This is a genomic window from Haemophilus haemolyticus, from assembly GCF_003351405.1.
Lineage (GTDB): Bacteria > Pseudomonadota > Gammaproteobacteria > Enterobacterales > Pasteurellaceae > Haemophilus > Haemophilus haemolyticus_N.
The window spans coordinates 244917-271606 of sequence record NZ_CP031240.1 but is presented as its reverse complement, the minus strand read 5'-3'; the positions used below and the strand labels follow the sequence as shown (position 1 = coordinate 271606).

Below are 26690 nucleotides of genomic sequence, written 5' to 3'. Positions count from 1 at the left end.
TTTTTACTTTCTACATTTATTGGAGGATATCGTGCAAACAGTTAATGTCGATATTGCGATTGTTGGCGCTGGTGGTGGCGGTTTACGTGCAGCGATTGCAGCAGCAGAAGCAAATCCTAACTTAAAAATTGCATTAGTTTCAAAAGTGTACCCAATGCGCAGCCATACTGTGGCAGCAGAAGGTGGCGCAGCGGCAGTTATCAAAGAAGAAGATTCTTACGATAAACACTTCCAAGATACCGTTGCGGGTGGTGACTGGCTTTGCGAACAGGATGTTGTGGAATATTTCGTGCAACATTCGCCAGTGGAAATGACCCAATTAGAACGTTGGGGATGTCCTTGGAGCCGTAAAGCAGATGGCGATGTAAACGTACGTCGTTTTGGTGGAATGAAAATTGAGCGTACTTGGTTCGCTGCTGATAAAACAGGTTTCCACTTATTACACACACTTTTCCAAACTTCTATTCAATATCCACAAATCCAACGTTTTGATGAACACTTCGTATTAGATATTCTTGTTGATGATGGCCATGCTCGTGGTATGGTTGCAATGAATATGATGGAAGGTTCGCTAGTTCAAATTAATGCCAATGCGGTTGTGATTGCAACGGGTGGTGGTTGTCGTGCATTTAAATTTAATACCAACGGTGGTATTGTAACAGGTGACGGCTTATCTATGGCGTATCGTCATGGTGTACCACTTCGTGATATGGAGTTTGTTCAATATCACCCAACAGGTTTACCGAATACTGGCATCTTAATGACTGAAGGTTGTCGTGGTGAAGGCGGTATCTTAGTGAATAAAGATGGCTACCGTTATCTTCAAGATTACGGTCTAGGACCAGAAACACCAATTGGCAAACCACAAAATAAATATATGGAACTTGGCCCTCGTGATAAAGTTTCTCAAGCATTCTGGCAAGAATGGAAAAAAGGTAATACCTTAAAAACCGCGAAAGGCGTAGATGTGGTGCATTTAGATTTACGTCATCTTGGTGAAAAATATTTACATGAGCGTCTGCCATTCATTTGTGAATTAGCAAGTGCTTATGAAGGTGTAAATCCAGTGAATGAGCCAATCCCAGTTCGTCCAGTTGTTCACTATACGATGGGCGGTATTGAGGTTGATTTTAACAGCGAAACGCGTATCAAAGGTTTATTTGCTGTAGGTGAGTGTGCATCTTCAGGTTTACATGGTGCAAACCGCTTAGGCTCTAACTCTTTAGCTGAACTTGTTGTGTTAGGTCGTGTAGCAGGGGAATATGCGGCGCAACGTGCAGTTGAGGCTCAATCTGTAAATCAAAGTGCGGTTGATGCTCAAGCAAAAGATGTTATTGCTCGTTTAGAAGCCCTTCATAAACAAGAAGGTAACGAATCTTGGTCTGAAATCCGAGATGAAATGGGATCTGTAATGGAAGAAGGCTGTGGTATTTACCGTGACCAAGCAAGCATGCAAAAAGCAGTAGATAAAATTACAGAATTAAAAGAACGTTACAAACGTATTCGCGTAGTAGATAACTCAAGCGTGTTCAATACAGATGTACTTTACACAGTTGAGTTAGGCTACATCCTAGATGTTGCACAATCTATTGCAAATTCAGCGATTGAACGTAAAGAATCTCGTGGTGCCCATCAACGATTAGATTACACAGAACGTGACGATGTAAATTATTTAAAACACACACTTGCTTTCTACAATGAGAATGGTGCACCGCGCATTGAATACAGTCCGGTGAAAATTACTAAATCTCAACCTGCAAAACGTGTTTACGGTGCGGAAGCAGAAGCTCAAGAAGCCGCTGTGAAAGCTAAGGAGCAAGCAAATGGGTAATTCACCAGTAATGAATGTTGAAGTATTACGCTACAATCCTGAAATCGATCAAGAACCGCATTTAAGTACTTATCAAGTACCTTATGATAACCAAACCTCATTACTTGATGCGTTAGGTTATATCAAGGATAAGCTTGAACCATCTCTTTCTTATCGTTGGTCTTGCCGTATGGCGATTTGTGGTTCTTGCGGGATGATGGTAAATAACAAACCGAAATTGGCTTGTAAAACGTTCTTGCGTGATTACAGTGGCCATATGCGTATTGAGCCGTTAGCAAACTTCCCAATTGAACGCGACTTAGTGGTTGATTTAAGCCACTTTATCGAAAGTTTAGAGGCAATTAAACCTTATATTATTGGTAACGAAGCTCCAGCATTAGATGGCAAACCTCATCCATCGAAAGAATTGCAAGCAAGTCGCACTAAACAAACACCAGCACAGCTTGAGAAATATCGTCAATTCTCAATGTGTATCAACTGTGGTTTATGCTATGCCGCTTGCCCTCAATTTGGTTTAAATCCTGAATTCTTAGGCCCTGCAGCTATTACTATGGCTCATCGTTATAATCTTGATAACCGTGACCATGGTAAAGCAAAACGTATGTCATTATTAAATGGTAAAAACGGGGTTTGGAGTTGTACTTTTGTTGGCTATTGCTCAGAAGTTTGTCCAAAACATGTAGATCCTGCTTCAGCAATTAACCAAGGAAAAGTGGAAAGTGCCAAAGATTATGTTATCTCTATGCTAAAACCAAAAAGCTAAGGGGGAAGGAATGTCAGTAACAGTGAGTAAACGTAAAAAATATGTTCGTCCAATGACAGCGACTTGGTGGCAAAAATTGGACTTCTACAAAGCTTATATGCTACGTGAAGCGACTTCAATCTTTGCTGTATGGTTTTGTATTGTATTGCTTTATGGTGTTCTTTGTCTTGCAAGCAATCCAATGCCAGGCTTAGGCATCTTGAGCTTTATTGAGTTTTTAAGAAATCCAATTGTGGTGTTCTTAAATATTATTACGCTTATCGCAACGCTTTATCATACGGTGACATATTTCTTAATGACACCAAAAGTGATGAATATCATTGTGAAAAATGAACGCTTACCACACACTGTTGTAAGAAATGCACTTTGGGCGGTAACCGCATTAGTTAGCGTGATTGCTTTAGTTTTAGTTTATATTTAAGGGAGAGAAAAAATGGTTGATCAAAATCCAAAACGCTCCGGCGAACCGCCAGTATGGTTAATGTTCGGTGCAGGCGGCACAGTGAGTGCAATTTTCTTCCCTGTCGTTATTTTAATTATCGGTTTGTTATTACCATTTGGTTTAGTTGATGCGCATAATTTAATTACTTTTGCTTATTCTTGGATTGGTAAATTAGTTATTTTAGTGCTTACTATTTTTCCAATGTGGTGTGGTTTACACCGTATTCACCACGGTATGCACGATCTTAAAGTGCATGTGCCAGCTGGTGGATTTATCTTTTATGGTTTAGCCACAATTTATACTGTTTGGGTGTTATTTGCGGTAATAAACCTGTAATAAAAATGCTATAAATAAAAAAACGAGTCTAAGACTCGTTTTTTTATTTTATGTATTAAGTAAATATTTTTTAGTTTGTTTTACTTTAGAAATTCGATTGGATTTTTTATAAATGGCTCAAGTATTCAGTACCTAAATTTCCCATTTGTCTCAAAATCCAAGTTTGTTTTTTACGAACTAATAAGCTTGGCTTATTTACTTTATAAATGATTGGATTGGGTAACACTGCAGCTAAAAGTGCGGCTTCATTTTGAGATAAATTTTTAGCTGATTTTTTAAAGTAATATCGACTTGCTGCTTCCACACCAAAAATGCCATTCCCAAATTCTGCAATATTTAAATACACTTCTAAAATACGTTTTTTTGACCAAGTCAGCTCTAGAAACATAGTTGCTGGAACTTCCAAACCTTTTCGTAGCCAATTTTGTCTGTGCCAAAGCATTAAGTTTTTAGCGGTTTGCTGGGAAATGGTTGATGCTCCTCGGATTCCTTTTTTAGATTTTTCGTTATACCGAATTGCTCGTTGGATAGCCTCAAAATCAAAGCCGAAATGTTCAGGAAAACGCTGATCTTCTGATGAAATCACAGCTAATTGAATGTTTGGAGAGATATTTTCTAGGCTGACCCAGTTATATTGGATTTGATATCGAAAATCGCCCTGTAAAAGATTAGCGATTTTTTGTTGTACCATATAAGCGGAAAATGGAATAGGTACAAAGCGAAAAAGCAACAACAAAGCAAAAACGGCGAAAAAAAAACGAAAGACAACTCGCTGCCAGTTTTTTTTCCACCATTTAGGACTAAATAATCGTGAAAGTGCGGTAAAAATTCGCTTAGTTTTTTTCAATGAGATCAAGATGTTGTTTCATCCATTGCATAAAATCAGGCTCCATCGTTTTAATCATATTGGAACCTCGAGTGATTGTGGCGGCACTTGTATTAAGATTTTGTTGAATTTCACGCTGAGGCATATTTTTATCGATCAGCTGAGAGACAATCTGCAAGCGTAATCCTACTGCATCCCGTTCGTCTGCCGTTAATAATAAGGTTAGAAATTCCTGCGCTTTGTTTTCTTCAAAGGCAGTTTTTAGCATTTGAAGAAAGGCATTCCATTGTTCTAAATTGCGGCTGATATACATAATTACGCTCCCATTCCACACTATTAAACTAGTGCGGTTAGTATAGCCGATTCAATTCTTCTTGGCTAAAGATTTGTGGGTTTTCTTTATTTTGTAAAATTTGATAGTAAAAGTCATAAGTGACTACATTTTGCACATAACCACGAGTTTCGTAAAAAGGAATAGATGCGACAAATTCGTCTAATGCTAATTTTCCATTAGCGCGGCTTAACCATTTTTCTACTCTATTTGCCCCTGCATTGTAAGCTGCTGCAATCAATATTCGATTATTAGGATATTTTCCATTGAGTTCATTAAGGTGTGCGGTACCTAGCACAATATTATTCAATGGTTTGAATAAATCTTGTTCGCCTTGATAAGGTAGTTGATTATTCTCTGCAGTCAATTTTGCCGTGCTTGGCAGAAGTTGCATTAATCCCCTCGCATTTGCTGAAGATTGTGCCATTGGATTCCAAGCACTTTCTTGACGAGCGATTGCCATAGCAAAAGTTTTGCTGATATTTAAATTCTGTAATGCAGCATTGAAGTATTCAGGATAAGCATTTGGCAGACGAAGGGACAGGTAATCCCACGCTTTTGCAACAATAGAAGCATCAACAGCTAATTCAAACCACTGTTGGTTTTCAGCATATTCTGCAAGTTTTAGCTGAGTCGTGAAATCAGCATTATCAAGTAAAATTCGCCAACGTTGTTTGGCTAAACCATTTCGTCCAAGTTCTCTCAGCTCTCGAATCATGGCGAAAATTTGCTCGAAAGGAAGTTGTTCTGCCACAGTAAAACTTGGTGCTACTGGAAAATCAACTTTATACGCTTGCTTTAATTGTGCCGTAGCTAACATTGGATAGAATCCCCGCTCTTTTGAAAGTGCGGTTAGTTTTTCTATATTTTTTGATATATCTTGTTTGGCTTCCCAATAACGCCATTCTTGTTTTGCTTTTCCTTCAGCAGTAAGTGAATTAAGCCATGGAGAAAGGTCTGTCTTTTGCCAAATTGCCATTCGTAAACGGCGTTCGGTTAGATTATCAGTCTGTAATTGTCGGATTTGTTCATCACGCCATTTTTGAAAATCAGCGTTTCCATTATCAAAAAAACGATTTAAAAAGGCTATTTTCCACTGTTTGATTTCATCTTCTGAGAGCTGCCAAGTTTCAGCCCATTGTTGATAGAGCTCAAAATTTGGATTCTCTATTTGTTCCGATAATGTTTTTAGATAACGAAGAAAAGCATCGATTAATGCATTTTTATCTAAATTGCTAGGATTGCTGTTCTTTATAATCTCAGCAAGTTGTTTAGGATTTTCTACTTGATTTTGTTCTTTTTGATTCGTGTTATTTTCTTTGGCATTATCCGACGTTGCTGATGTTTGTTGTTCGTTTAAAGTGGATAGCTTTTGTAATAAGGCTTGAAATGCTGGTGTCACAAAAGGGTAATTTTGTTGCACTAATGCATTGAGTTCATTTATTGCTTGTTGTTTGCCTTGAATGTCATCATTTTTTAAAAAGGCAATTTTGCTTTCCCAAAAGCGTGCTAGCAAATCGTATTGCAAAGGATAGTCTTGCAATGAATCTATTAAGATTTTTGTGATATTTTGAGTCGCTTCAGAAAATTGTTGGTTTTTTACCGCACTTTTTAACAAACCTTCAACTTGCAAAAAGGTTTCACGTTGTTTTAAACGTGTTAAGTAGTCTTGATTCTGTATTGACGCCCAGTTTTGTTTTTCTTGCTCAAGATTGATGGATGCTGTTGCCGTGTTAGGTGAATCGGCAAAAGCAGAAAGAGCGGTCAAAATGCAGAGAGAAATTAAAGCGACTTTTTTCATGTTAGCTTATTAGAATTGAGGAGGGCTAAAATACTTTTTTAAATGGTTTTACAATAACATCACCATATACGCCAGCTTCTACATAAGGATCTTGTGCCGCCCAGTCTTTTGCTGCTTGTAAATTTGCGAATTGTGCAATGACGGTTGAACCAGTAAAACCAGCCTCTCCAGGATTTTCATCGTCAATAGCTGGATTGGGACCAGCCGTAAGTAAGCGATTTTCAGCTTGAAGTTGTTTTAAACGAGCTAAGTGCTGCTCGCGTACGGCAAGACGTTTTTCTAATGTATTTGGAATATCTTGAGCAAAAATCACATAGAACATCATTATTTTTCCTTCTATTAACAAGCGTTTTGTTCCGCCTCTAACTCTGCAATTGAGGCTAATGCTTTTTCTAATTCGTGGTTATTTTCACGAGGAATCATGCGTGAGCGACTATTATTATCTACCGCAACGAAAGTAAACACCGCATCAGTCACGCAATAGCGTTCACCAATTGGCTCACTTGCCACTTTTTTCACCCATACTTCTACTTTAATTTTAATGGAAGAACGTCCTATCTTTAGACATTGACCGTAGCAACAAACCACATCGCCCACAGAGATTGGTTTGATGAAATTCATGCTTTCAACCGCAACGGTAACTACGCGCCCATGTGCGATTTCTTTTGCTAAAATCGCACCGCCCATATCCATTTGAGACATGATCCAACCGCCGAAAATATCCCCGTTAGCATTGGTATCAGAAGGCATTGCTAAGGTTCTTAGTAATAGAATTCCTTTGGAATGGCGGCCATTTTTATCAGTAAAATTGGAAGACATTATTTTTCTCCATCTTTTGAATTTGAATCATCTTTAGGTAAATAGCGATAGATATAAGCGCCTGAAATAATGGTTGCAATCATCGTCATACCAATAATTCCGAAAGATTTGAAATCAACCCAAGCTTCTTCCGACATATTATGGCTGATATAAATATTCACCAACATACAAATAATAAAGAATACTGACCAACCGAGGTTAAGTGTATTCCAAGCCTTTTCGGGCAGTTGTAGCTCTTTACCAAGCAATTTCTTGATTAATGGGGTTTTAAATTGAAATTGTGCGACGAGCAAAACAATGGCAAACAAGGCATTGATAATTGTCACTTTCCATTGCAAATAGCGGATTTCATTAAAGTAGGCAGTTAAAAGTCCAAAAAAAACGACCGCACTTGCCATAATTTTTTGTTGTTTTTCAACGGTTCCGTATTTCCATTTTAAAATCACGATTTGTAAAATTGTTGTAACCACTAATACGATGGCTGCTTCACGTACACCACCGAGTTTATAAGTGACAAAAAATAAAATTAAAGGGATAAAGTCAAGGAGTTGTTTCATATTGATTAATCCTTCATAAATAAGCTGTAGAAACGATAAGTCACTACTAGCATAAAAATATTAAGTAATGCGGTGAAAATACCTATTACCATATCAAATATAGCGTTATTGGAAAATGCACTTAATTGGAAAATGAGAACTGGCACTAGAAAATAAACCAGTAGGGTATAAATAAACAATACGCCTTTTCGAGTATTTCCTTGCATCCAAATTTTTCGGATAGTTTGAGAAAGTGTATCTTGAGTTGAAAGATAATGTACTGCTGTTAAATTTAAACGGGCGAAGAACCAAACTCCAACAATCATCGCGATAAGTGACATAATAGAGGGCGATTTTTTTGTGAGTAACGCAGCAAAAGCTTCTCCAAGACCGAGTAACATTGGTGCAACCATTAATAGATCTAACAGAATTACGCCTGTAAAACGACGCAAGGTAAGTGAGAAGGTTTCACCTAAAGTGCGGTAATTTTGTAAGCTAATTTTATGGATTGAGGTTAATCCCCAAGCTGCAATAAAACTCGTTAAAATTTGAGTGATTGCAACTGAAAAGATAAAACCAGTGATATCTGTATTGGCGAGATTTAATACATCATTTTTATTTTCATCATTAACTGGAAAACTTAAAAGTGCACTCGCGCTTTGCACAATAAATAAAATTGCGACAAATTGCAGCATGAGTTTTTGTTGATTACGGAAGAAGTTCCAACTGTCTTGCAATACTTGTGTAAAGTTAATTTGCATGATTATCTCTCTATAAAAATGGTGGCGCAATTATACAAGGTTTGCTGATTATTGCATAAATATCGTTAGTGAGGTTGTGAATTCACGCTGAATTGAGTATATAAAACAAAAGTGGGCAAGAACGCCCACTTTTTTGTTATCTTTAGAGAGATTATTCGTATTATTTTTTCTTCGCGTATTTTAATGAGTCAATGGCTACCGCTAGAATAATAATGCTACCTTTAATGATGTATTGCCAGTAAGGGTTTACACCGATGTAAGTTAAACCGTAGTTGATAACTGTAAAGATGATAACCCCAGTGATTACACCAATTACTGTGCCGACACCACCTGCGAAGGATACGCCACCCACTACGCAAGCGGCGATAGCATCTAATTCATACATGAAACCTAGGTTGTTAGTTGCAGAACCGATACGACCAGCTTCGAGCATACCACCGAATGCATAGAACATACCTGCAATCATGTAGATGACAACTAAGTTTCGCGCAACGTTTACACCTGATACTTTCGCTGCTTCTGGGTTACCGCCGATAGCAAATACGTTTTTACCGAAACGAGTTTTGTTCCACATAATCCATACTAATAATGCTGCAATAGCTGCATAGATCGTGATATAAGAGAGTTTAAAACTACCAACTCGGAAGAATCCTTGAGCGAATGTTGAGAAATTTTCGCTAAAACCTGCGATTGGAGAACCACCCACAGCATCATAGTATAATGAGTTGAAACCATATACGATGATCATTGTGCCCATGGTTGCGATGAACGGCGTTACATTTAAGTAAGCAATAACTAAACCATTCACTAAACCAATTACTGCACCGATAGCACAAACTGCAAGAATTACTACAGGAATTGGAATTTCACCCATTTCAGGGAATACGCGGTTCATATTTTCCATTGATTGCAACATGGTTGCAGAGATAACCGCAGCCAAACCAACTTGACGACCGGCAGATAAGTCAGTCCCTTGTGTAATCAACAATCCGGCAACCCCCAGAGCAATAATTAAGCGCACAGAAGATTGGGTTAAGATGTTACTGAAGTTGATTAAATTTAAAAAGGTTGGATCTTGCGCAATAATAATACCGAGCAAAATCAGCAAGACAAAATAAATCGCATTTTGTTTTAATAAATCAAAGGATTTGTTTTTTTGTAAGGCACTCATGATTTGTTCCTTTTATCTTTATAAATATTTCGCAGCGAGTTGCAAGATTTCTTCTTGTGAAGTTTTTGCAGTTTCTACAATACCCGCCAATTTACCGTTACTCATCACTAAAATACGGTCAGTTACACCTAGTAATTCAGGCATTTCGGATGAAATCATAATAATGCCTTTATCTTTTTTAGCGAGTTCTTGAATGAGTTGGTAAATTTCAAATTTTGCCCCGATGTCGATACCACGAGTTGGCTCATCAAGCATCAGAATTTCAGGTTGAGTTAAAAGCCAACGACCGATAATGACCTTTTGTTGGTTACCGCCAGAAAGAGAACCAATTGTTGTTCTATGTGATGGCGTTTTAACATTCATTGAATCAATTACCCACTGGGTATCACTTTTCATTTTCTTCGTGCTAAGTAATTTCCATGGTGTGAGATAAGATTTCATATTTGAAATCAATGAGTTAAATTCAATGCTTAAATTAGAGTAAATACCAGTTGAACGACGCTCTTCAGTTACCAATGCAAAGCCATTATTAATCGCTTCAAGTGCGGTATGATTTTTCACGGTTTTTCCGTGTAACTTGATAGTTCCTTCGGTTAATTCACGTACGCCAAAAATAGCTTCAACGATATCAGTACGTTTCGCCCCCACAAGGCCTGCAATACCGAGAATTTCACCTTTTCGTAATTCAAAAGATACTTCTTGAATGGATGGTTGATTTTTAGCAGTAAGATTTTCCACCTGTAAAATTACTTCTTTTGGCGTGTTTGTTTTTTCAGGGAAACGCTGTGTTAATTCACGACCTACCATCATTCCGACAATTTGTTCCATGCTGGATTCTTTCACATTTACCGTGTTGATCCATTTACCGTCGCGTAAAATAGTAATTTCATCACAGATTTTGAAGATTTCATCCATTTTGTGAGAAATATAAATGATGCCGCAACCGCGTTGTTTTAATTTGTCGATAATTTTAAACAGATGCTCAACTTCTTTTTCAGAAAGGGAGGATGTTGGTTCATCCATGATTACAATTTTAGCGTTGTATGAAAACGCCTTCGCAATTTCGATCATCTGCATTTGAGAAACTGAAAGTTTGGCGACTTTTTCTTTAGGATCTACATCAATATCCAATTCATCAAAAATTGCTTTAGTATCACGGTACATTTTGGCGTGATCGACAAAAGGTCCTTTAAGTGGATAGCGCCCAAGCCACAAGTTATCCATTACGCTAGTTTGGCGTACGAGGTTGAGTTCTTGGTGCACCATTGAAATACCATTCTCAAGGGCTTCTTTAGATGTTTTAAAATTGACGGGTTGACCTAAGAAAAGGATTTCACCTTCATCTTTGGCATAAATACCGAATAAGCATTTTAGTAATGTAGATTTGCCCGCGCCGTTCTCACCCATTAAAGCATGAACAGAATGTGAACGAACCGTTAAGTTTGCGTTATCTAAGGCTTTTACGCCTGGAAAGGACTTGCAGACATTGGTCATTGTGAGCAGCACTTGGCTGTCTTGGCTTTGAGTTTGAGATGTCATATCCAACCTCGTTAAAAAGGGGAAGGGTAACTTCCCCTTAGATTACAACAAAAATTGATGAGAAATTATTTTAAGAAGTCGCCTAAGTTGTCTTTATCTACACCAACATAAGGGATACGTACAACACGATCTTTTAATTCCCATTTTGTGCCTTCAGTTGCTGCTTTGCCTTGTGCTAGGTTGTTAGATAATTGAACAACTGCTTTACCTTGGTTCACACCATCGTTTAACACAGTACCAGCAAGTTCACCTTTTTTGATGAGTTGTAATGCTTCTGGTAACGCATCGACACCGAAGATAGGTAGTTTTTTACCATGTGCTTTGGTTGCTTCTAATGCGCCTAATGCCATACCATCGTTATTAGAAATAATTACTTCAATGTCGTTAGCTTTAGAGCTAGATAACCAAGCATCTACTTTATCTTTCGCCATTGCAGCATCCCACATACCTGTATCAATAAATAATTGTTCAGTTTGGATACCTTTTGCATTAAGTTCTTCAACTACGAATTTTGTACGTGCTTCAGCATCTGGGTGACCTGGCTCACCTTTTAATAATACGAATTGGATTTTGCCATCTTTATTTAAGTCTAGAGCTGGATTCGCTTTCCATTGTTTTGCAATTAAATCCCCTTGAATTAAGCCTGATTCTTTTGGATCAGTACCTACATAGTAAGCGTGTTCATAAGAACCGATAGCTTTTGCACCAGGGTCTTTATTAAAGAATACAACAGGAATGTTATCTGGTTTTGCTTTGCTAATAATGGTTGGCGCTGCAGCTGGGTCAACTAAGTTAATTGCAAGAGCTTTCACACCTTTGGAAAGTAATACATCAACTTGGTCATTTTGAATTGATTGTGCATTTTGGGAGTCATTCATTAATAAGTTAATGCCACCAAGTGCTTTAGCTTCTTTGTCGATTTCTTTACGCATTAAAGACATGAAGTTGTCATCGTATTTGTAAATGGTTACACCAATTTTGTTACTTGCTGCGAAGCTAGAAGATGCTGCACCTAAACCGATAGCCAAAGCAACCGCACTTAATACTGCTGTTTTTTTCATAATAACGCTCCTATTTTGGAATGTTGATGTTAGAGATAAATATTGCATTACATTCTGCAATTGATGCCATATTAGCGAATAATCTGCTTAGAATCTGTGATCAAACTCACATAAATGAAAACGATTACATTAAAAATTCGGATTTGTGATCGCCATCACATTTTATGAGTGCGTTTATCTTCAAATTTAGATAGATTCCACAGAAAAACGACGTACTAATGTTGGGTTAAATTGAATTGTTGATGGCGTTCTCACCTCATTATCGACAAGACTTAATGCAAGGTTGGCTGCATAAGTTGCCATTAAATCAATAGGATAGCGAATGGTCGTCAATTTAGGAATTAAATAACGAGCAATTGGCATATCGTCAAAACCAATGATTGAAAATTGGCTTGGTACACTAATATTGTTTTCATTGAGAACTGAAATGGCTCCCGCAGCCATTGAATCGTTATAAGCTACAACTGCAGTGAGATCTTTGTTATAACTAAGCAAATCAATCATTGCTTTTTCACCCCCTTCGAAGTCTGGTGAATTGTGCGTTATGGCATGCTCAACAATTGGATAATTGTGATCTTTTAATGCAGTCAGATAACCATCTCGACGCTCAATTTCATCGAAAATAGCATGGTTAGATCCAATATATGCGATATGTTTATGACTACAACGGATAAGCATTTCCGTTGCTAAGTAGGTTCCCTTTTTATTATCTAAACTTACACAACGATTTTCATAGCCTTGAATCACTCGGTTGATAATCACCATTCCTGGTACTGTTTTCAAATAATGACTAAGTTCATCGTCAGATAACGCTTTTGAATGCACAACTAAACAACTACAACGCTTGCGAAGTAAAGTATCAATCGCTTCACGTTCCTTCTCTGCGTGGTGATAGCCAATACCAATCAAGATTGTTTTATGGTGTGCTTCTGCGACTTTATCTACGGCTTTCACTAAAATAGCAAAAAATGAGTCTGTTACATCGGTGACAATCACACCAATAGTATCGGTGTTTTGTATTGCAAGGGCTTTAGCATTTGCATCTGGCTGATAATTAAGTTGCTCAATTGCTTGTTTTACGACAAGGCGGGTGTCTTCACTCACTGAGGGATGCTGATTTACAACACGAGAAACAGTAGCAATAGATACATGGGCTAATTCGGCTACATCATGAATGGTGCTCATAGAATGCTCTCCATAACGAAATCACGTTTCTTATTATGTTCTTTCTAAATAAAATTGAAAGCGGTTACTTTCTGATTTGTAACCGAGATCACAAAAAACTTTCAGAGATTTTCCCATTATGTGATACTGATCACGGTTTATTTTTGTGAATTTGCTATCTTATGCGCAGTATTTTGTGTAATCGTTTACAATTTAGAAAGGGAGCCAATTATGAGTGATATTTTTGAACCAACCGAGCATCCACATCGTCGCTATAATCCATTAATTGATCAATGGGTTTTGGTATCACCACATCGTGCTAAACGTCCATGGCAAGGGCAACAAGAAAAAGTGAATGAAGAACAAAAACCAAGTTATGATCCAACTTGTTATCTTTGCCCGAGTAATAAGCGTATTACAGGTGAATTAAATCCCGATTATCGTAAACCTTATGTATTTAAAAATGATTTTTCTGCGCTTTTAGAAGATACGCCAGCCCCTGAAAAATCCTCCGATCCACTTTTCCAAAGTTCTCAAGCTTGTGGCGAAAGTCGCGTTATTTGTTTCTCTCCAGATCATAGTAAAACATTGCCATTATTGACCGCACTTGAGATTGAAGAAGTGATTAAAGTATGGCAAGCGCAACTTCGTGAACTTGGTGCAAAATACCAATGGGTGCAAATTTTTGAAAATAAAGGGGCGGCAATGGGGTGTTCTAACCCACATCCACATGGTCAAATTTGGGCGAATAGTTTCTTGCCAAATGAAGTTGCTCGTGAAGATCGCACACAACGCGATTATTTGTTAAAACATGGTTCAGTAATGCTAGTGGATTATGTGAAACGAGAATTGGAGTTAAAAGAACGTATTGTCGTTGAAACTGAACATTGGGTAGCTTTAGTGCCTTATTGGGCTGTTTGGCCATTTGAAACATTGCTTCTACCGAAAACTCATGTAAAACGTTTAATTGAATTAAGTGACGAACAATCAAAAGATCTTGCGGTTATTTTGAAAAAATTGACGACCAAATACGACAATCTATTTGAGACCTCTTTCCCATATTCAATGGGATTCCATGCCGCACCATTTAATGGCGAAGAGAACGAACATTGGCAGCTACATGCTCATTTTTATCCTCCTCTTTTACGCTCAGCAACCGTGCGCAAATTTATGGTGGGATATGAAATGTTAGGCGAAAGCCAACGCGATTTAACGGCGGAACAGGCAGCAGAGCGATTACGTGCTTTGAGTGAAATTCATTATAAAGAAAGAACTAAATAATATAGCCAGTCCCCCTCTTTACAAAAGAAGAGGCAGATCGAGTACAGATTTAATATAAAGGATAGAAATATGACCCCAATCCAAAATGCTCAACAAATTTTCAATAAACAGCATAAAAATTTGCCAGAAATTACCGTCTATGCGCCTGGCCGAGTTAATATCATCGGTGAACATACCGACTACAACGATGGCTTTGTTATGCCTTGTGCGATTAATTTTGGTACGGCCGTTTCTGGTACAAAACGAGATGATCATATTTGGAATGTTTATGCGGCGGATCTTGATGAAACTGATGAATTTTCTCTCAATGTTGAAATTCCTAAGAGTGAACACAAATGGGCTAATTATGTGCGTGGGGTTGTAAAATTTATCCAAGAACGTTACCCGCACTTTCAACAAGGTGCAAATTTAGTGATTTCTGGAAATGTGCCGCTTTCTTCTGGATTAAGTTCATCTGCAGCGTTAGAAGTTGCGGTGGGTAAATTCTGCCAACAACTTGGCGATTTACCACTTTCTCACACGGATATTGCATTGAATGGGCAAAAAGCGGAGAACCAATTTGTCGGTGCTAATTGTGGCAATATGGATCAGTTAATTTCCGCACTTGGGCAGGAAAATCACTTACTAATGATCGATTGCCGTAGTCTTGAAACCACTCCAACACCCGTGCCACAAGATGTCGCCGTTATTATTGTGAATTCAAACGTACCGCACGATTTAGTAACAGGCGAATACAATACTCGCCGTCAGCAATGTGAAGATGCGGCAAAATTTTTTGGAGTAAAAGCATTGCGTGATGTTTCAGTTGAACAATTCCAAAAAAGAGAAGCGGAATTGACCGCACTTTCTCCGTTAGCAGCAAAACGCGCTCGTCATGTCGTAACAGAAAATCAACGAGTACTCGATGCAGTGGAAGCATTGAAGAAGAATGATTTGACCCATTTAGGTGAGTTAATGGGGGAATCTCATGATTCAATGCGTGATGATTTTGAAATCACCGTGCCACAAATTGATTATTTAGTTGAATTGGCTCAACTTGTTATTGGCAAAAGTGGCGGTGCACGTATGACAGGCGGCGGTTTTGGTGGTTGTATTGTCGCACTTGCGCCGCATGATAAAGTCGATGCGGTTCGTAAAATTATTGCGGATAATTACGAGAACACGACTGGTTTAAAAGAAACTTTTTATGTATGCACTGCATCACAAGGTGTTCGAGTGATTTAAGAGAAAATGATGTTAGAACAAACCACTTTTAATACGCCTGATGGTGCACCTTATCAGCTTGTAACCCTGCAAAATGAAAATGGGATGCGTGTTCAATTTATGGATTGGGGCGCAACGTGGCTTTCTTGTAAAGTGCCAGTAAATGGCACTTTACGCGAGGTTTTATTGGGTTGTAAGGTAGAGGACTATCCCACTCATCAAAGCTATTTAGGCGCAAGTGTAGGGCGTTATGCAAATCGTATTGCAAATGCACAATTTGAATTGAATGGTGAACTCATTAAATTGAGAAGTAATCAAGGTAAACATCAGCTTCATGGAGGAGAGGGCTTTGATAAACGCCGTTGGAAAATTCAAGAGTGCGGTGAGAATTTTGTGTGTTTTTCATTACATTCAGAGGATGGTGATCAAGGTTTTCCTGGTAATGTGGATGTGTCTGTAACCTATACGCTAACAGATGATAATAGCGTAAAAATTGAATATGCAGGGATGAGTGATAAGGATACCGCATTGAACCTAACGAATCATGCCTATTTCAATTTAGAAAATGCAGAGCAAGGCAGTGACGTGCGTGAACATACATTACGTTTAAATGCTGATTTTTATCTGCCTGTAGATAATGAGGGGATTCCTAATTCACCATTAAAGCACGTGGTGAATACAAGTTTTGACTTCCGTATTGCTAAACCCATCAAACAAGATTTTTTACAAGGGGATCAGCAAGTAACAAAAGGTTACGATCATTCTTTTATTGTCAATAAAGCTTGGCAAAAGCCTTGCGTGTTATTGACTTCTCCAACTGGTGATTTAAGTTTGGAAGTAAGAACCTCGCAAGCCGCATTGCAGGTTTATACGGGCAATTATCTTGTAGGCACGCCAACGAGAAATGGCGGAAAATATGCCGATTTTTCTGGCGTAGCACTGGAAACTCAATGTTTACCCGACACCCCAAATCATCCTGAATGGCAAAATTACGGCGGAATTCAAAAAGCAGGCGAGCGATATTACCAATGGACGGAGTTTAAGTTCTTATTGATCTCTGGTTAACTGTGTTCGGTTTGTTAGCGATAACGTGATGTCAATCACTTAAGCATAAAGAAATTTTGAAAAAATAGTACACTCAGATATAATTGATAATGTTTATCAATTATATCTGGGGTTTATTTATGAAAAAAACAAAGCTTGCTACATTAGTAGCGTTTTTTTGTACATCTCCGATAGTGTTTGCTCAAGAACAGGCTGCACTTTCTCATAACTCACCGCAAGAAAGGTTGAATGAAATTGTTGTGAGTGATTCAAATATTAGCGATGCATTGGTGAATACATCGGTAAGCCATCAACAAATTTTCTTAAAACAGTCACGTGATGTAAAAGATGTTTTTGCAGGAAAAATGGATGTTAATGTCAGCCAATTGCAAGGTGCACGCTCCGGCGGAGAAGGTGTAAACATTCGAGGCTTACAAGCTAACCGAGTCACTACAACAATAGATGATATTCCTTTACCAGAAGCGCAAGAAGCGAAACATTTTATTTCTTATGGCTCAGAATTTGGTCGTACAGATTACATTGATGTAAGTGCTTTACGTAGTGCGGATGTTCGTTATGCTGGTTCAGCTAATAGCCTTTCTGGTAGTGTTAATTTTACAACGATAGAACCTTCAGATTTATTAAAAGGTCGTCATTTAGGTGGTGTTGTAGGAACTGGTTATAACAGTGTTGATCGTTCAGTTTATGGTAGTGCTGGAGGCGCAGTCAAAGCTGGAGATTATGAAGGCATGGTAATGCTAACTCAACGAAAAGGGAATGAAACTAAAAACCAAGGTAAAAATAATAGTCTTGGGGAAACACGCACAACACCAAATCCAACGGATACTAAAAATACTTATCTATTAACTAAGCACTATTATCAACTAGATGATAAGAATAAGTTAGGATTTATTTTTGAACATCAACATAAGAACATTAATAAAGATTTACTTTCTTTCAATAATTCTAACATTGATATGCGTACAGGAACGCAGATCACAGGTTATACGCAGGATAAAGTAACTAGAGATCGTTTTTCGTTAAGTCACGAATACAATAACGAAAAAGGCTGGTTGCAATATGCAAAAACACAAGTTTTTTATCAAGACGCCAAAACTGAAAACTATCGTTATCGTTTAGGTACGCGAAGCTATCGTCAAGAAAATACTAAATTTAGTGATAAAAGCTATGGCCTTGTAAGTAATTTAATTTCTGTAATTGATGGAAATATTCCTCAAGTGTTACGCTATGGTTTATCTTATGTGCATAATAAGGCGAGTGATGATATTCATCTTGTCAGACCTGCTTATAATCAAATCACTAATTTGTACCCAATGGCAGATATGAAACAGGATAAGTTCAGTGGTTATTTAGAAGATGAAATGGTGTTTGGTGATTTCGTTATTACACCACAAATTGGGCTTGTACATTATCGGGTAAAACCAATATCTAATAATAATCGAGTTGCTGAATTGCAGGCTCGTAAGCAATCTGAAACCCAATTTACTCCAAAAATTAGCTTGGAATATCGTTTATCTGATAACTTTACTCCTTATTTGCAATATTCTCGCGGTGTTAGAACGCCATCAACACAACAGTTAAGCTCGTATTTCTTTGAAAGTGTTATCTATCCTATTCCAGGGCGCGGTACACAAACGGTAAATGTCGCAGTAGTAGGTAATCCTAATTTGAAATCAGAAACGGCAGATAATTTTGAGGTTGGTGTAAAAGGTAAAACATCAGAGATTAATTATTTAGTGACTGGTTATTACAACCGCTATCATAATTTTATTGATTGGGTTGCCAAACCAACGAATGGTTACACCAGCTTTATTCAATATGATAATCTTGATAAAGCTAAGGTATATGGTGTCACAGCTGATATGAAATGGAATTTTTATGATGATTTTTATACTATTGCAGGTATTTCATATTCACGTGGTAAAGCTGAAAATAATGGTATAAAAACACCAATAAATAGTATTCAGCCAATGAAAACAAAATTAGGTTTTGGTTATGAAGGAGAATCTTTTGGAGCTAATATCCAATGGACATACAACAGAGGTAAATCAGATAAAGATATTGAACAATCATCTGCTTATCTATACAACCCAACAGGTGGATATTCTTTATTTGATTTAGGAGCTTATTGGAAACCAACCAAAAACTTAATGTTTACAGCTAATGTAAATAATCTGTTTGATAAAAAATATTGGAATTGGAATGATATTTCTTACCTTGCCTTGTTAAGTAAGGCAACGCAAGATCAAGGAAGACCTTCATCAACTATTCCAATGGCTATTACATCAGCCAATGCGGATCGTTATAGCGCGCCAGGACGTAATTTCAATATTGGCGTACGTTATGAGTTCTAACTAAAATCTTGATGAAATTAACCGCACTTTAGGTTCAAACCTAATGTGCGGTTATTTTTATTGATTTTCGCCTTTTCGCTTTTTGCGATTTTTTCCAAAATATGATACTTTTTCGCCGTCAATAAGACATCAACTACAAACCAATATGAACGACGAACAGCAAAATTCAAACCAATTTGAAAATACGAAAAAAACATTTTTCCAATCTTTATTTGGTCGCTTTTTTCAAGGTGAACTAAAAAATCGTGAAGAACTCGTGGAAGTGATTCGCGATTCAGAACAAAACGATTTAATTGATCAAAATACGCGTGAAATGATTGAAGGCGTGATGGAAATCGCGGAGCTTCGTGTTCGCGATATTATGATTCCTCGTTCACAAATTATTTTTATTGAAGATCAACAAGATTTAAATACTTGTTTAAACACAATTATTGAATCCGCTCATTCTCGTTTTCCTGTGATTGCCGATGCGGATGATCGCGATAATATCGTAGGTATTTTGCATGCGAAAGATTTATTGAAATTTTTACGTGAAGATGCCGAAGAGTTTGATTTATCTTCATTATTACGTCCAGTAGTGATTGTTCCAGAAAGCAAAAGAGTCGATCGTATGTTGAAAGATTTCCGCTCTGAGCGTTTCCATATGGCTATTGTGGTGGATGAATTTGGTGCGGTATCAGGCCTTGTTACCATTGAAGATATACTGGAACAAATTGTTGGCGATATTGAAGATGAATTTGATGAAGAAGAGGTTGCGGATATTCGTCAGCTTTCTCGTCATACTTATGCTGTGCGTGCGCTTACAGATATTGATGATTTCAATGCGCAATTTAATACGGATTTTGATGATGAAGAAGTGGATACCATTGGAGGGCTAATTATGCAAACTTTTGGTTATTTACCAAAACGTGGTGAAGAAATTACGTTGAAAAATCTTCAATTTAAAGTCACCTCGGCAGATAGTCGCCGATTGATTCAACTTCGAGTTACTGTGCCAGATGAACATTTGGCAGAAATGGATGATGTGGAAGAAAAAGCCGAATAGCATTTAATCATCCTCAATGATGGCGCGCGTTTTCTAACGCGTGCTTTTTATTTACTTGAAATGGAATTTCAAATTTCAACACAAAGACGCTCGTGAGGGCGTGCAAAATATAATTGAATTTATGAATAAATATTTTACTTATCTTATTGCGATTATATCTGGTTTAGTTGGTGTTTTTGCCTTCTCGCCATTTGATTATTGGCCTTTAGCCTATGTTTCTTTACTCGGTTTACTTTATGTCGCTAAAAACCCTAAAAAATCCACCGCACTTTTAGCGACGTTTTTGTGGTCGATGGGATTTTTCTGCTTTGGGGTGAGTTGGCTTAATGTCAGTATTCACCAATTTGGTGGCGCGTCTTTAGGTGTAAGCTATTTCCTTGTCGGTTTACTTGCGGCTTATCTTGCTCTATACCCGATGCTCTTTACCTATTTGGTTCAGCGTTTCAACGTTCAAAGTGCGGTAATTTTCGCCGTGATTTGGACATTGACAGAATTTTTACGAGGTTGGATTTTTACCGGTTTTCCTTGGCTTCAGTTTGGTTATACACAAATTGACAGCCCATTTTATGGCATCGCCCCGATTTTTGGGGTAACAGGATTAACGTTCTTTACCGTTTGGGCAAGTGCGGTAATTTTTAATCTCGTTTCGTCTTTGTTTAAAACGAAAAATCTTAAATTAGTCTTGGCGAACGTTTTTTTATTGATCATTGTGGGGGGATTAAGTGCTTATTTATCCCGAATTCACTTTGTAAAAGCTGTTGAAGATAAGGCAATTTCAGTCACGCTTGCACAAGGAAATATTGAACAAAATCTAAAATGGGATCCAGCTTATTTCTATTCTACTTTGGCGATTTATCAAAAATTAATCGCAGAAAATCTTGGTAAAACAGATTTAATTATTTTGCCTGAATCAGCGTTGCCAACTCTTGAAAATGCGATTACGCCATTTTTTGAAGGATTAGATCGTGCAGCTAAAGAAACGAAAACGGAGATAATGGTTGGAACGGTATTCCAAGATACGAAATCTGGTAAGTTGCTTAATTCTATTATGACCGCTGGAAACCCAGACTTTCCTTATCAGCCAGATACGTCAAATCGTTATAGTAAGCATCATCTCGTGCCTTTCGGTGAATATGTTCCGCTAGAAAGTATTTTGCGACCACTTAATTCAGTGTTTAATTTGCCGATGTCTGCATTTCAAAGCGGGGACGCGATTCAGCCATCTTTAATGGCAAAAAAACGCGCTTTTTCGCCAGCAATTTGCTATGAGATTATTTTCGGTGAACAAGTGCGACAAAATTTGAAACAAGATACGGATTATTTGCTCACAATTTCTAATGATGCCTGGTTTGGTGATTCAATTGGGCCTTGGCAACATTTACAGATGGCAAGAATGCGCGCTTTAGAATTGGGTAAACCGCTTATTCGTGCAACGAATACGGGGATTTCAGTGTTTGTTGATGCTCAAGGTAAGGTGTTAGCGCAGGCACCGCAGTTTATTGAAACAACGTTGACGCATAAAATTGCACCTGCGGAAGGCAAAACCCCTTATTCTGTGCTAGGAAATATGCCTTTATATGGTTTGTCATTGTTGTTTTTAGTATTACACGGCATGATGGCGTTTGTTCGTCGTAAGATGAACCTTTCACAAAAACTCTAGTCAAAACGACCGCACTTTTTATTTATAAACGAGATTTTAATGAATCAAAATCTAATTGAAGTTAAGAATCTCACCTTTAAACGCGGTGAACGCGTGATTTACGATAACCTGAATTTGCAAGTCAAAAAGGGAAAAATCACTGCGATCATGGGGCCGTCGGGGATTGGAAAAACCACCTTACTTAAATTGATCGGTGGGCAGCTAATACCAGAACAAGGTGAAATTTTGTTTGATGGACAAGATATTTGTCGTCTATCTAATAGTGAACTGTATGAAGTACGCAAGCGGATGGGGATGTTATTCCAATCCGGCGCGCTTTTTACGGATATTTCTACTTTTGATAATGTCGCCTTTCCAATTCGTGAACATACGCATTTGCCTGAAAGTTTAATTCGACAAATCGTATTGATGAAATTGGAAGCTGTTGGGTTGCGAGGTGCTGCCGCATTGATGCCTTCAGAACTTTCTGGTGGTATGGCTCGTCGAGCTGCATTAGCACGCGCTATTGCACTTGACCCTGATTTAATTATGTTTGATGAGCCATTTACTGGGCAAGATCCAATCAGTATGGGCGTAATTTTAAGCTTGATTAAACGATTAAATGAAGCGTTAAATCTGACTTCTATCGTCGTGTCGCACGATGTGGAGGAAGTATTGAGTATTGCAGATTATGCCTATATTATTGCAGACCAAAAAGTCATCGCAGAAGGAACATCTGAGCAGCTTTTACAGAGCCAAGATCCGCGCGTGGTGCAATTCTTAAAAGGTGAATCTGATGGCCCTGTGCGCTTTAAGTACCCAGCGCAAGATTATGTGAAGGAATTGTTTGAATGATCGTCAATTTTATTTCTGCTATGGGAAAACAGGTGATCGACTTTTTCCGTGCCTTAGGGCGAGCAGGCTTTATGTTATTTGGCGCATTGATCGGCAAGCCACAAATTCGTAAGCATTTTCCTTTGCTAGTGAAGCAAATGCATGTTTTAGGTGTCCAATCGTTACTCATTATTTTGTTGTCCGGCTTATTTATTGGAATGGTATTAGGACTACAAGGTTATGTCGTGTTAGTCGATTTTTCTGCTGAAACAAGTTTAGGGCAGCTTGTGGCGCTTTCTCTTTTGCGAGAATTAGGGCCTGTTGTTACCGCACTTTTATTTGCTGGTCGAGCAGGTTCTGCATTGACGGCTGAAATAGGTTTAATGAAAGCCACTGAACAACTTTCTAGTCTTGAAATGATGGCTGTTGATCCTTTACGTCGAGTGATTGCACCTCGTTTTTGGGCAGGAGTTATTTCCATGCCAATTTTGTCAATCTTGTTTATCGCAATTGGTATTTGGGGTGGTTCCTTAGTTGGTGTGGATTGGAAAGGTGTTGATTCAGGTAGCTTTTGGTCTGTGATGCAAAATTCCGTGAGTTGGAGCTATGATATTTTAAATGGCTTTATTAAAGCGATTTTCTTTGCTGTAGCCGTGACTTGGATTGCGCTTTTTAATGGTTATGATTGTATGCCAACATCAGAAGGTATCAGCCAAGCTACAACACGAACAGTTGTTCATGCCTCTCTTGTTGTTCTAGGATTAGATTTTATTTTAACTGCTATTATGTTTGGAGCAGGTTAAGGATTTTTTATGAGACAAACAATTAAATATGAATTTTGGGTAGGGTTATTTTTATTACTTGGTATTGGCGCCTTAGTTTTTTTAGGTTTACGCGTAGCCAACGTACAAGGTTTTGGTGAGACGAAATCTTATACTGTGACGGCAACTTTTGATAATATTGGTGGACTTAAAGTACGTGCACCATTAAAAGTTGGTGGAGTGGTTATTGGGCGCGTGAGCGGTATTACACTTGATGAAAAAAGCTATTTACCAAAAGTCAGTATCGCAATTAATCAGGAATATAATGAAATCCCAGAAAACAGTTCTTTATCAATTAAGACATCTGGCTTATTGGGTGAGCAATATATTGCATTAACAATGGGATTTGATGATGGTGAATCGGCTATGCTTAAAGAGGGTAGCCAAATTCAAGACACAAAATCTGCTATGGTGTTGGAGGATTTAATCGGCCAATTCCTTTACGGCGATAAAAAATCTGATGGTAACAGTGAAAAGACTGAGCCTACAGGGCAATAACAACTAACATTTATTTAGGAGATTTATGATGAAATTTTTCCAAGTGAAAAAATGGTTTGCAATTTTAACCTTAGTATTTACCGCACTTTTTGCTGCTGGTACTGCTATGGCTGAAACAAGCCCTTATATATTGATGCAACAAGCGTCAGATAAATTGTTTTCTGATATTCAGGCAAATCAAAGCCAGATTAAAAAGAATCCAAATTATCTACGTACTATCGTTCGTAATGATTTGCTGCCTTATGTTCAAGTCAATTATGCAGGTTCTTTAGTTTTAGGTTCTCATTTCAAATCTACTACACCTGAACAACGTGAAAAATTCTTTAAAGCTTTTGGTGATTTTATTGAACAAGCTTATGCACAAGTATTAACGGCATATTCAAATCAACAAATCCAGATCGAGCCAGAAAAAGCATTAGGCGATAAAAACTTAGTAAATATTCGTGTGAATATCATTCAAGTTAATGGAGCTGCGCCAATTAAATTAGATTTTAAATGGCGTAAAAATAGTAAAACTGGCGAATGGCAAGCTTATGACATGGTTGCTGAGGGCGTGAGCATGGTTGTGACAAAACAACAAGAATGGAGTGGTATCTTACGTCAACATGGCATTGATGCATTAACTGCACAAGTACAAAAATCAGCAGCCCAACCTGTAACATTAAGCAAATAATCTTGTTGCCATGTTAAATTGGGATTTAAAGAAAAATGATGATAAGATAGCGCTCCTTTTGTCAGGGGAGCTATCTCGCAACACGTTGTTGCCTATGTGGCAGCAACGTGATGTTTTTTTATCAGCTAATGCGCTGGATAAAAAAGTTGTTGAATGGGATTTGTCTGGTATTCAACATATTGATTCAGCAGGTTTTGCAGCTCTTTGTGATTTTTTACAAGAGTGTCAAAAGCTTAACAAAACAGTGCGATTAGTTTATCCACCAAAACAATTATTAACCCTTGCAGATCTTGTTGGTTTGTCTGATTGGATCGCAAATTTTACAGATCTTAATTAAACGGAAATTTGATGGAACTTCAAGAAATTGAACGAATTTTAAAAGATGCGCTAAACGTAGAAGAGGTTTATGCTCAAGGTGAAAATGCGCATTTTGGCGTGATTGTAGTGAGTGATGAAATTGCTGCACTTTCTCGCGTAAAACAACAACAAACAATTTATGCTCCGTTAATGGCTTATTTTACTACTGGCGAAATTCACGCGTTAACAATTAAAACTTATACCACTGAAAAGTGGAAACGTGATCGTGCATTAAACCAACTTAATTAAGGATTCAAAAAATGGAAAAATTTCGTGTTTATGGGCAATCTCGTTTAAGTGGAACCGTGAATATTTCAGGTGCAAAAAATGCCGCACTTCCAATTCTTTTTGCCGCTATTTTGGCAACAGAACCCGTTAAACTCACGAATGTTCCTGCACTTAAAGATATTGAAACCACTTTGAAAATTTTACGTAAATTAGGCGTGGTGGTAGATCGTGATGAAACTGGTGCAGTTTTATTAGATGCATCGAATATTGATCATTTCACTGCCCCTTATGAATTGGTTAAAACCATGCGTGCTTCAATTTGGGCATTGGCGCCTTTGGTTGCTCGTTTTCATCAAGGCCAAGTATCGTTACCTGGTGGTTGCTCTATCGGTGCTCGTCCAGTTGATCTCCATATTAGTGGTTTAGAAAAATTAGGCGCTGACATCGTTCTCGAAGAGGGATATGTAAAAGCACAAGTATTAGATCGTCTTGTGGGCACTCGCATTGTCATGGAAAAAGTGAGCGTAGGTGCAACTTTATCTATTATGATGGCAGCAACGCTTGCGAAAGGAACCACTGTGATTGAAAACGCGGCTCGTGAGCCTGAAATTGTAGATACCGCTGACTTCCTTAATAAAATGGGTGCGAAAATATCTGGTGCAGGTTCTGATCACATTACGATTGAAGGTGTTGCACGTTTAACTGGTTGTGAGCATAGTGTCGTGCCAGATCGTATTGAAACGGGTACATTCTTAATTGCCGCAGCAATTTCGGGCGGTCGTGTTGTTTGTCAAAATACTAAGGCTGATACCTTAGATGCAGTGATTGATAAACTTCGTGAAGCTGGCGCTCAAGTTGATGTTACTGAGAATAGTATCACTTTAGATATGCTTGGAAATCGCCCTAAAGCAGTGAATATTCGCACTGCGCCACATCCAGGTTTCCCTACTGATATGCAGGCTCAATTCACCTTATTAAATATGGTGGCAGAGGGCACAAGTATTATTACTGAAACGATTTTTGAAAATCGTTTTATGCATATTCCTGAATTAATTCGCATGGGCGGAAAAGCAGAAATTGAAGGGAATACTGCGGTATGTCACGGTGTTGAACAGTTATCTGGCGCCGAAGTAATGGCGACAGATTTACGCGCATCAATCAGTTTAGTTCTTGCAGGTTGTATCGCAACAGGTGAGACTGTTGTAGATCGTATTTATCATATCGATCGTGGTTATGAGCATATCGAAGATAAATTACAAGGCCTAGGTGCGAAAATTGAGCGTTTTTCTGGAAGTGATGAAGCGTAATTAG

28 protein-coding genes are annotated in these 26690 nt (G+C 38.0%); 17 read left to right on the top strand and 11 right to left on the bottom strand.

Features of this window, described 5'->3' with window-relative positions; all coding sequences use genetic code 11:
- The first annotated feature begins 31 nt into the window (after window positions 1-31).
- Genes frdA through frdD form a run of 4 tightly spaced genes read left to right on the top strand, consistent with a single transcriptional unit; the run spans window position 32 to window position 3372 of the window.
- Window positions 32-1831 (top strand): fumarate reductase (quinol) flavoprotein subunit, encoded by a 1800-nt coding sequence (gene frdA, locus DV427_RS01280; RefSeq protein ID WP_114891032.1) that lies wholly within the window; start codon window positions 32-34, stop codon window positions 1829-1831.
- Window positions 1824-2594 (top strand): succinate dehydrogenase/fumarate reductase iron-sulfur subunit, encoded by a 771-nt coding sequence (locus DV427_RS01275; protein WP_114891031.1) that lies wholly within the window; start codon window positions 1824-1826, stop codon window positions 2592-2594. Before frdA ends, DV427_RS01275 begins: the two co-directional genes overlap by 8 nt.
- Window positions 2595-2604: 10 nt before the next feature.
- A complete protein-coding gene (frdC, locus tag DV427_RS01270) occupies window positions 2605-3015 on the top strand; it encodes a fumarate reductase subunit FrdC (protein ID WP_005631314.1) in 411 nt (136 codons plus the stop codon).
- A 12-nt stretch (window positions 3016-3027) separates the two neighbouring features.
- Window positions 3028-3372, top strand: coding sequence for a fumarate reductase subunit FrdD (gene frdD / locus DV427_RS01265; protein WP_005631316.1), 345 nt, complete (start codon window positions 3028-3030; stop codon window positions 3370-3372).
- A gap of 106 nt (window positions 3373-3478) precedes the next feature.
- Here the strand turns inward: frdD and mtgA are convergent, their stop codons facing one another.
- From mtgA to DV427_RS01210, 11 genes are all read right to left on the bottom strand, one after another.
- Window positions 3479-4219: a monofunctional biosynthetic peptidoglycan transglycosylase gene (mtgA, locus tag DV427_RS01260; RefSeq protein ID WP_114892160.1), complete on the bottom strand. Its 741-nt coding sequence runs from the start codon at window positions 4217-4219 to the stop codon at window positions 3479-3481.
- On the bottom strand, window positions 4206-4511 hold the full coding sequence (trpR, locus tag DV427_RS01255; RefSeq protein WP_114891030.1) for a trp operon repressor: 306 nt from the start codon (window positions 4509-4511) through the stop codon (window positions 4206-4208). Before trpR ends, mtgA begins: the two co-directional genes overlap by 14 nt.
- Window positions 4512-4548: 37 nt before the next feature.
- Window positions 4549-6330, bottom strand: a complete 1782-nt coding sequence (locus DV427_RS01250; RefSeq protein ID WP_114891029.1) for a transglycosylase SLT domain-containing protein — start codon at window positions 6328-6330, stop codon at window positions 4549-4551.
- A gap of 25 nt (window positions 6331-6355) precedes the next feature.
- On the bottom strand, window positions 6356-6652 hold the full coding sequence (locus DV427_RS01245; RefSeq protein ID WP_005633433.1) for a YciI family protein: 297 nt from the start codon (window positions 6650-6652) through the stop codon (window positions 6356-6358).
- A 17-nt stretch (window positions 6653-6669) separates the two neighbouring features.
- On the bottom strand, window positions 6670-7149 hold the full coding sequence (yciA, locus tag DV427_RS01240) for an acyl-CoA thioester hydrolase YciA (RefSeq protein ID WP_114891028.1): 480 nt from the start codon (window positions 7147-7149) through the stop codon (window positions 6670-6672).
- Window positions 7149-7706: a septation protein A gene (locus tag DV427_RS01235; RefSeq protein WP_114891027.1), complete on the bottom strand. Its 558-nt coding sequence runs from the start codon at window positions 7704-7706 to the stop codon at window positions 7149-7151. The genes yciA and DV427_RS01235 overlap by 1 nt, the downstream gene beginning before the upstream one ends.
- 5 nt (window positions 7707-7711) lie before the next feature.
- Entirely contained in the window at window positions 7712-8446 is a 735-nt protein-coding gene (locus DV427_RS01230) for a hypothetical protein (RefSeq protein ID WP_114891026.1), read from the bottom strand.
- Window positions 8447-8606: 160 nt separating this feature from the next.
- Window positions 8607-9617 carry a galactose/methyl galactoside ABC transporter permease MglC gene (mglC, locus tag DV427_RS01225; RefSeq protein WP_005645969.1) on the bottom strand — a complete coding sequence of 337 codons (1011 nt, stop codon included), beginning with the start codon at window positions 9615-9617 and terminating at the stop codon, window positions 8607-8609.
- A gap of 18 nt (window positions 9618-9635) precedes the next feature.
- On the bottom strand, window positions 9636-11156 hold the full coding sequence (gene mglA, locus DV427_RS01220) for a galactose/methyl galactoside ABC transporter ATP-binding protein MglA (RefSeq protein WP_114891025.1): 1521 nt from the start codon (window positions 11154-11156) through the stop codon (window positions 9636-9638).
- Window positions 11157-11221: 65 nt separating this feature from the next.
- Window positions 11222-12217, bottom strand: a complete 996-nt coding sequence (mglB, locus tag DV427_RS01215; RefSeq protein ID WP_005628316.1) for a galactose/glucose ABC transporter substrate-binding protein MglB — start codon at window positions 12215-12217, stop codon at window positions 11222-11224.
- A gap of 186 nt (window positions 12218-12403) precedes the next feature.
- Complete coding sequence (locus tag DV427_RS01210) at window positions 12404-13402, bottom strand: substrate-binding domain-containing protein (RefSeq protein ID WP_114891024.1); 999 nt, start codon at window positions 13400-13402, stop codon at window positions 12404-12406.
- 210 nt (window positions 13403-13612) lie between these two features.
- Between DV427_RS01210 and galT the strand changes: the two genes are divergently transcribed.
- The 13 genes from galT to murA all read left to right on the top strand — a co-directional run bounded on the left by galT (window position 13613) and on the right by murA (window position 26686).
- The gene (gene galT, locus DV427_RS01205; RefSeq protein ID WP_114891023.1) at window positions 13613-14662 is read left to right on the top strand and encodes a galactose-1-phosphate uridylyltransferase; all 1050 of its coding nucleotides are present in this window, start codon (window positions 13613-13615) and stop codon (window positions 14660-14662) included.
- Window positions 14663-14731: 69 nt separating this feature from the next.
- Window positions 14732-15886, top strand: coding sequence for a galactokinase (galK, locus tag DV427_RS01200; protein ID WP_114891022.1), 1155 nt, complete (start codon window positions 14732-14734; stop codon window positions 15884-15886).
- Window positions 15887-15895: 9 nt separating this feature from the next.
- The gene (galM, locus tag DV427_RS01195) at window positions 15896-16930 is read left to right on the top strand and encodes a galactose-1-epimerase (protein WP_114891021.1); all 1035 of its coding nucleotides are present in this window, start codon (window positions 15896-15898) and stop codon (window positions 16928-16930) included.
- 119 nt (window positions 16931-17049) lie between these two features.
- A complete protein-coding gene (locus tag DV427_RS01190; protein WP_114891020.1) occupies window positions 17050-19284 on the top strand; it encodes a TonB-dependent receptor domain-containing protein in 2235 nt (744 codons plus the stop codon).
- A gap of 145 nt (window positions 19285-19429) precedes the next feature.
- Window positions 19430-20329, top strand: a complete 900-nt coding sequence (gene corC, locus DV427_RS01185; protein ID WP_114891019.1) for a CNNM family magnesium/cobalt transport protein CorC — start codon at window positions 19430-19432, stop codon at window positions 20327-20329.
- Between the two features lie 121 nt (window positions 20330-20450).
- Window positions 20451-21989, top strand: a complete 1539-nt coding sequence (lnt, locus tag DV427_RS01180) for an apolipoprotein N-acyltransferase (RefSeq protein ID WP_114892159.1) — start codon at window positions 20451-20453, stop codon at window positions 21987-21989.
- Window positions 21990-22028: 39 nt separating this feature from the next.
- Window positions 22029-22823: a phospholipid ABC transporter ATP-binding protein MlaF gene (gene mlaF, locus DV427_RS01175; protein ID WP_009499779.1), complete on the top strand. Its 795-nt coding sequence runs from the start codon at window positions 22029-22031 to the stop codon at window positions 22821-22823.
- Window positions 22820-23605 (top strand): lipid asymmetry maintenance ABC transporter permease subunit MlaE, encoded by a 786-nt coding sequence (gene mlaE, locus DV427_RS01170; protein ID WP_114891018.1) that lies wholly within the window; start codon window positions 22820-22822, stop codon window positions 23603-23605. The genes mlaF and mlaE overlap by 4 nt, the downstream gene beginning before the upstream one ends.
- A gap of 9 nt (window positions 23606-23614) precedes the next feature.
- Window positions 23615-24121: an outer membrane lipid asymmetry maintenance protein MlaD gene (gene mlaD, locus DV427_RS01165; RefSeq protein ID WP_009499781.1), complete on the top strand. Its 507-nt coding sequence runs from the start codon at window positions 23615-23617 to the stop codon at window positions 24119-24121.
- A 28-nt stretch (window positions 24122-24149) separates the two neighbouring features.
- The gene (mlaC, locus tag DV427_RS01160; RefSeq protein WP_205334669.1) at window positions 24150-24794 is read left to right on the top strand and encodes a phospholipid-binding protein MlaC; all 645 of its coding nucleotides are present in this window, start codon (window positions 24150-24152) and stop codon (window positions 24792-24794) included.
- Window positions 24795-24804: 10 nt separating this feature from the next.
- Window positions 24805-25131, top strand: a complete 327-nt coding sequence (locus DV427_RS01155) for an STAS domain-containing protein (RefSeq protein WP_009499783.1) — start codon at window positions 24805-24807, stop codon at window positions 25129-25131.
- 11 nt (window positions 25132-25142) lie between these two features.
- Window positions 25143-25400 (top strand): BolA family protein, encoded by a 258-nt coding sequence (locus DV427_RS01150; protein ID WP_005631356.1) that lies wholly within the window; start codon window positions 25143-25145, stop codon window positions 25398-25400.
- Between the two features lie 11 nt (window positions 25401-25411).
- On the top strand, window positions 25412-26686 hold the full coding sequence (gene murA, locus DV427_RS01145) for a UDP-N-acetylglucosamine 1-carboxyvinyltransferase (RefSeq protein WP_114891016.1): 1275 nt from the start codon (window positions 25412-25414) through the stop codon (window positions 26684-26686).
- The last annotated feature ends 4 nt before the right edge of the window (window positions 26687-26690 follow it).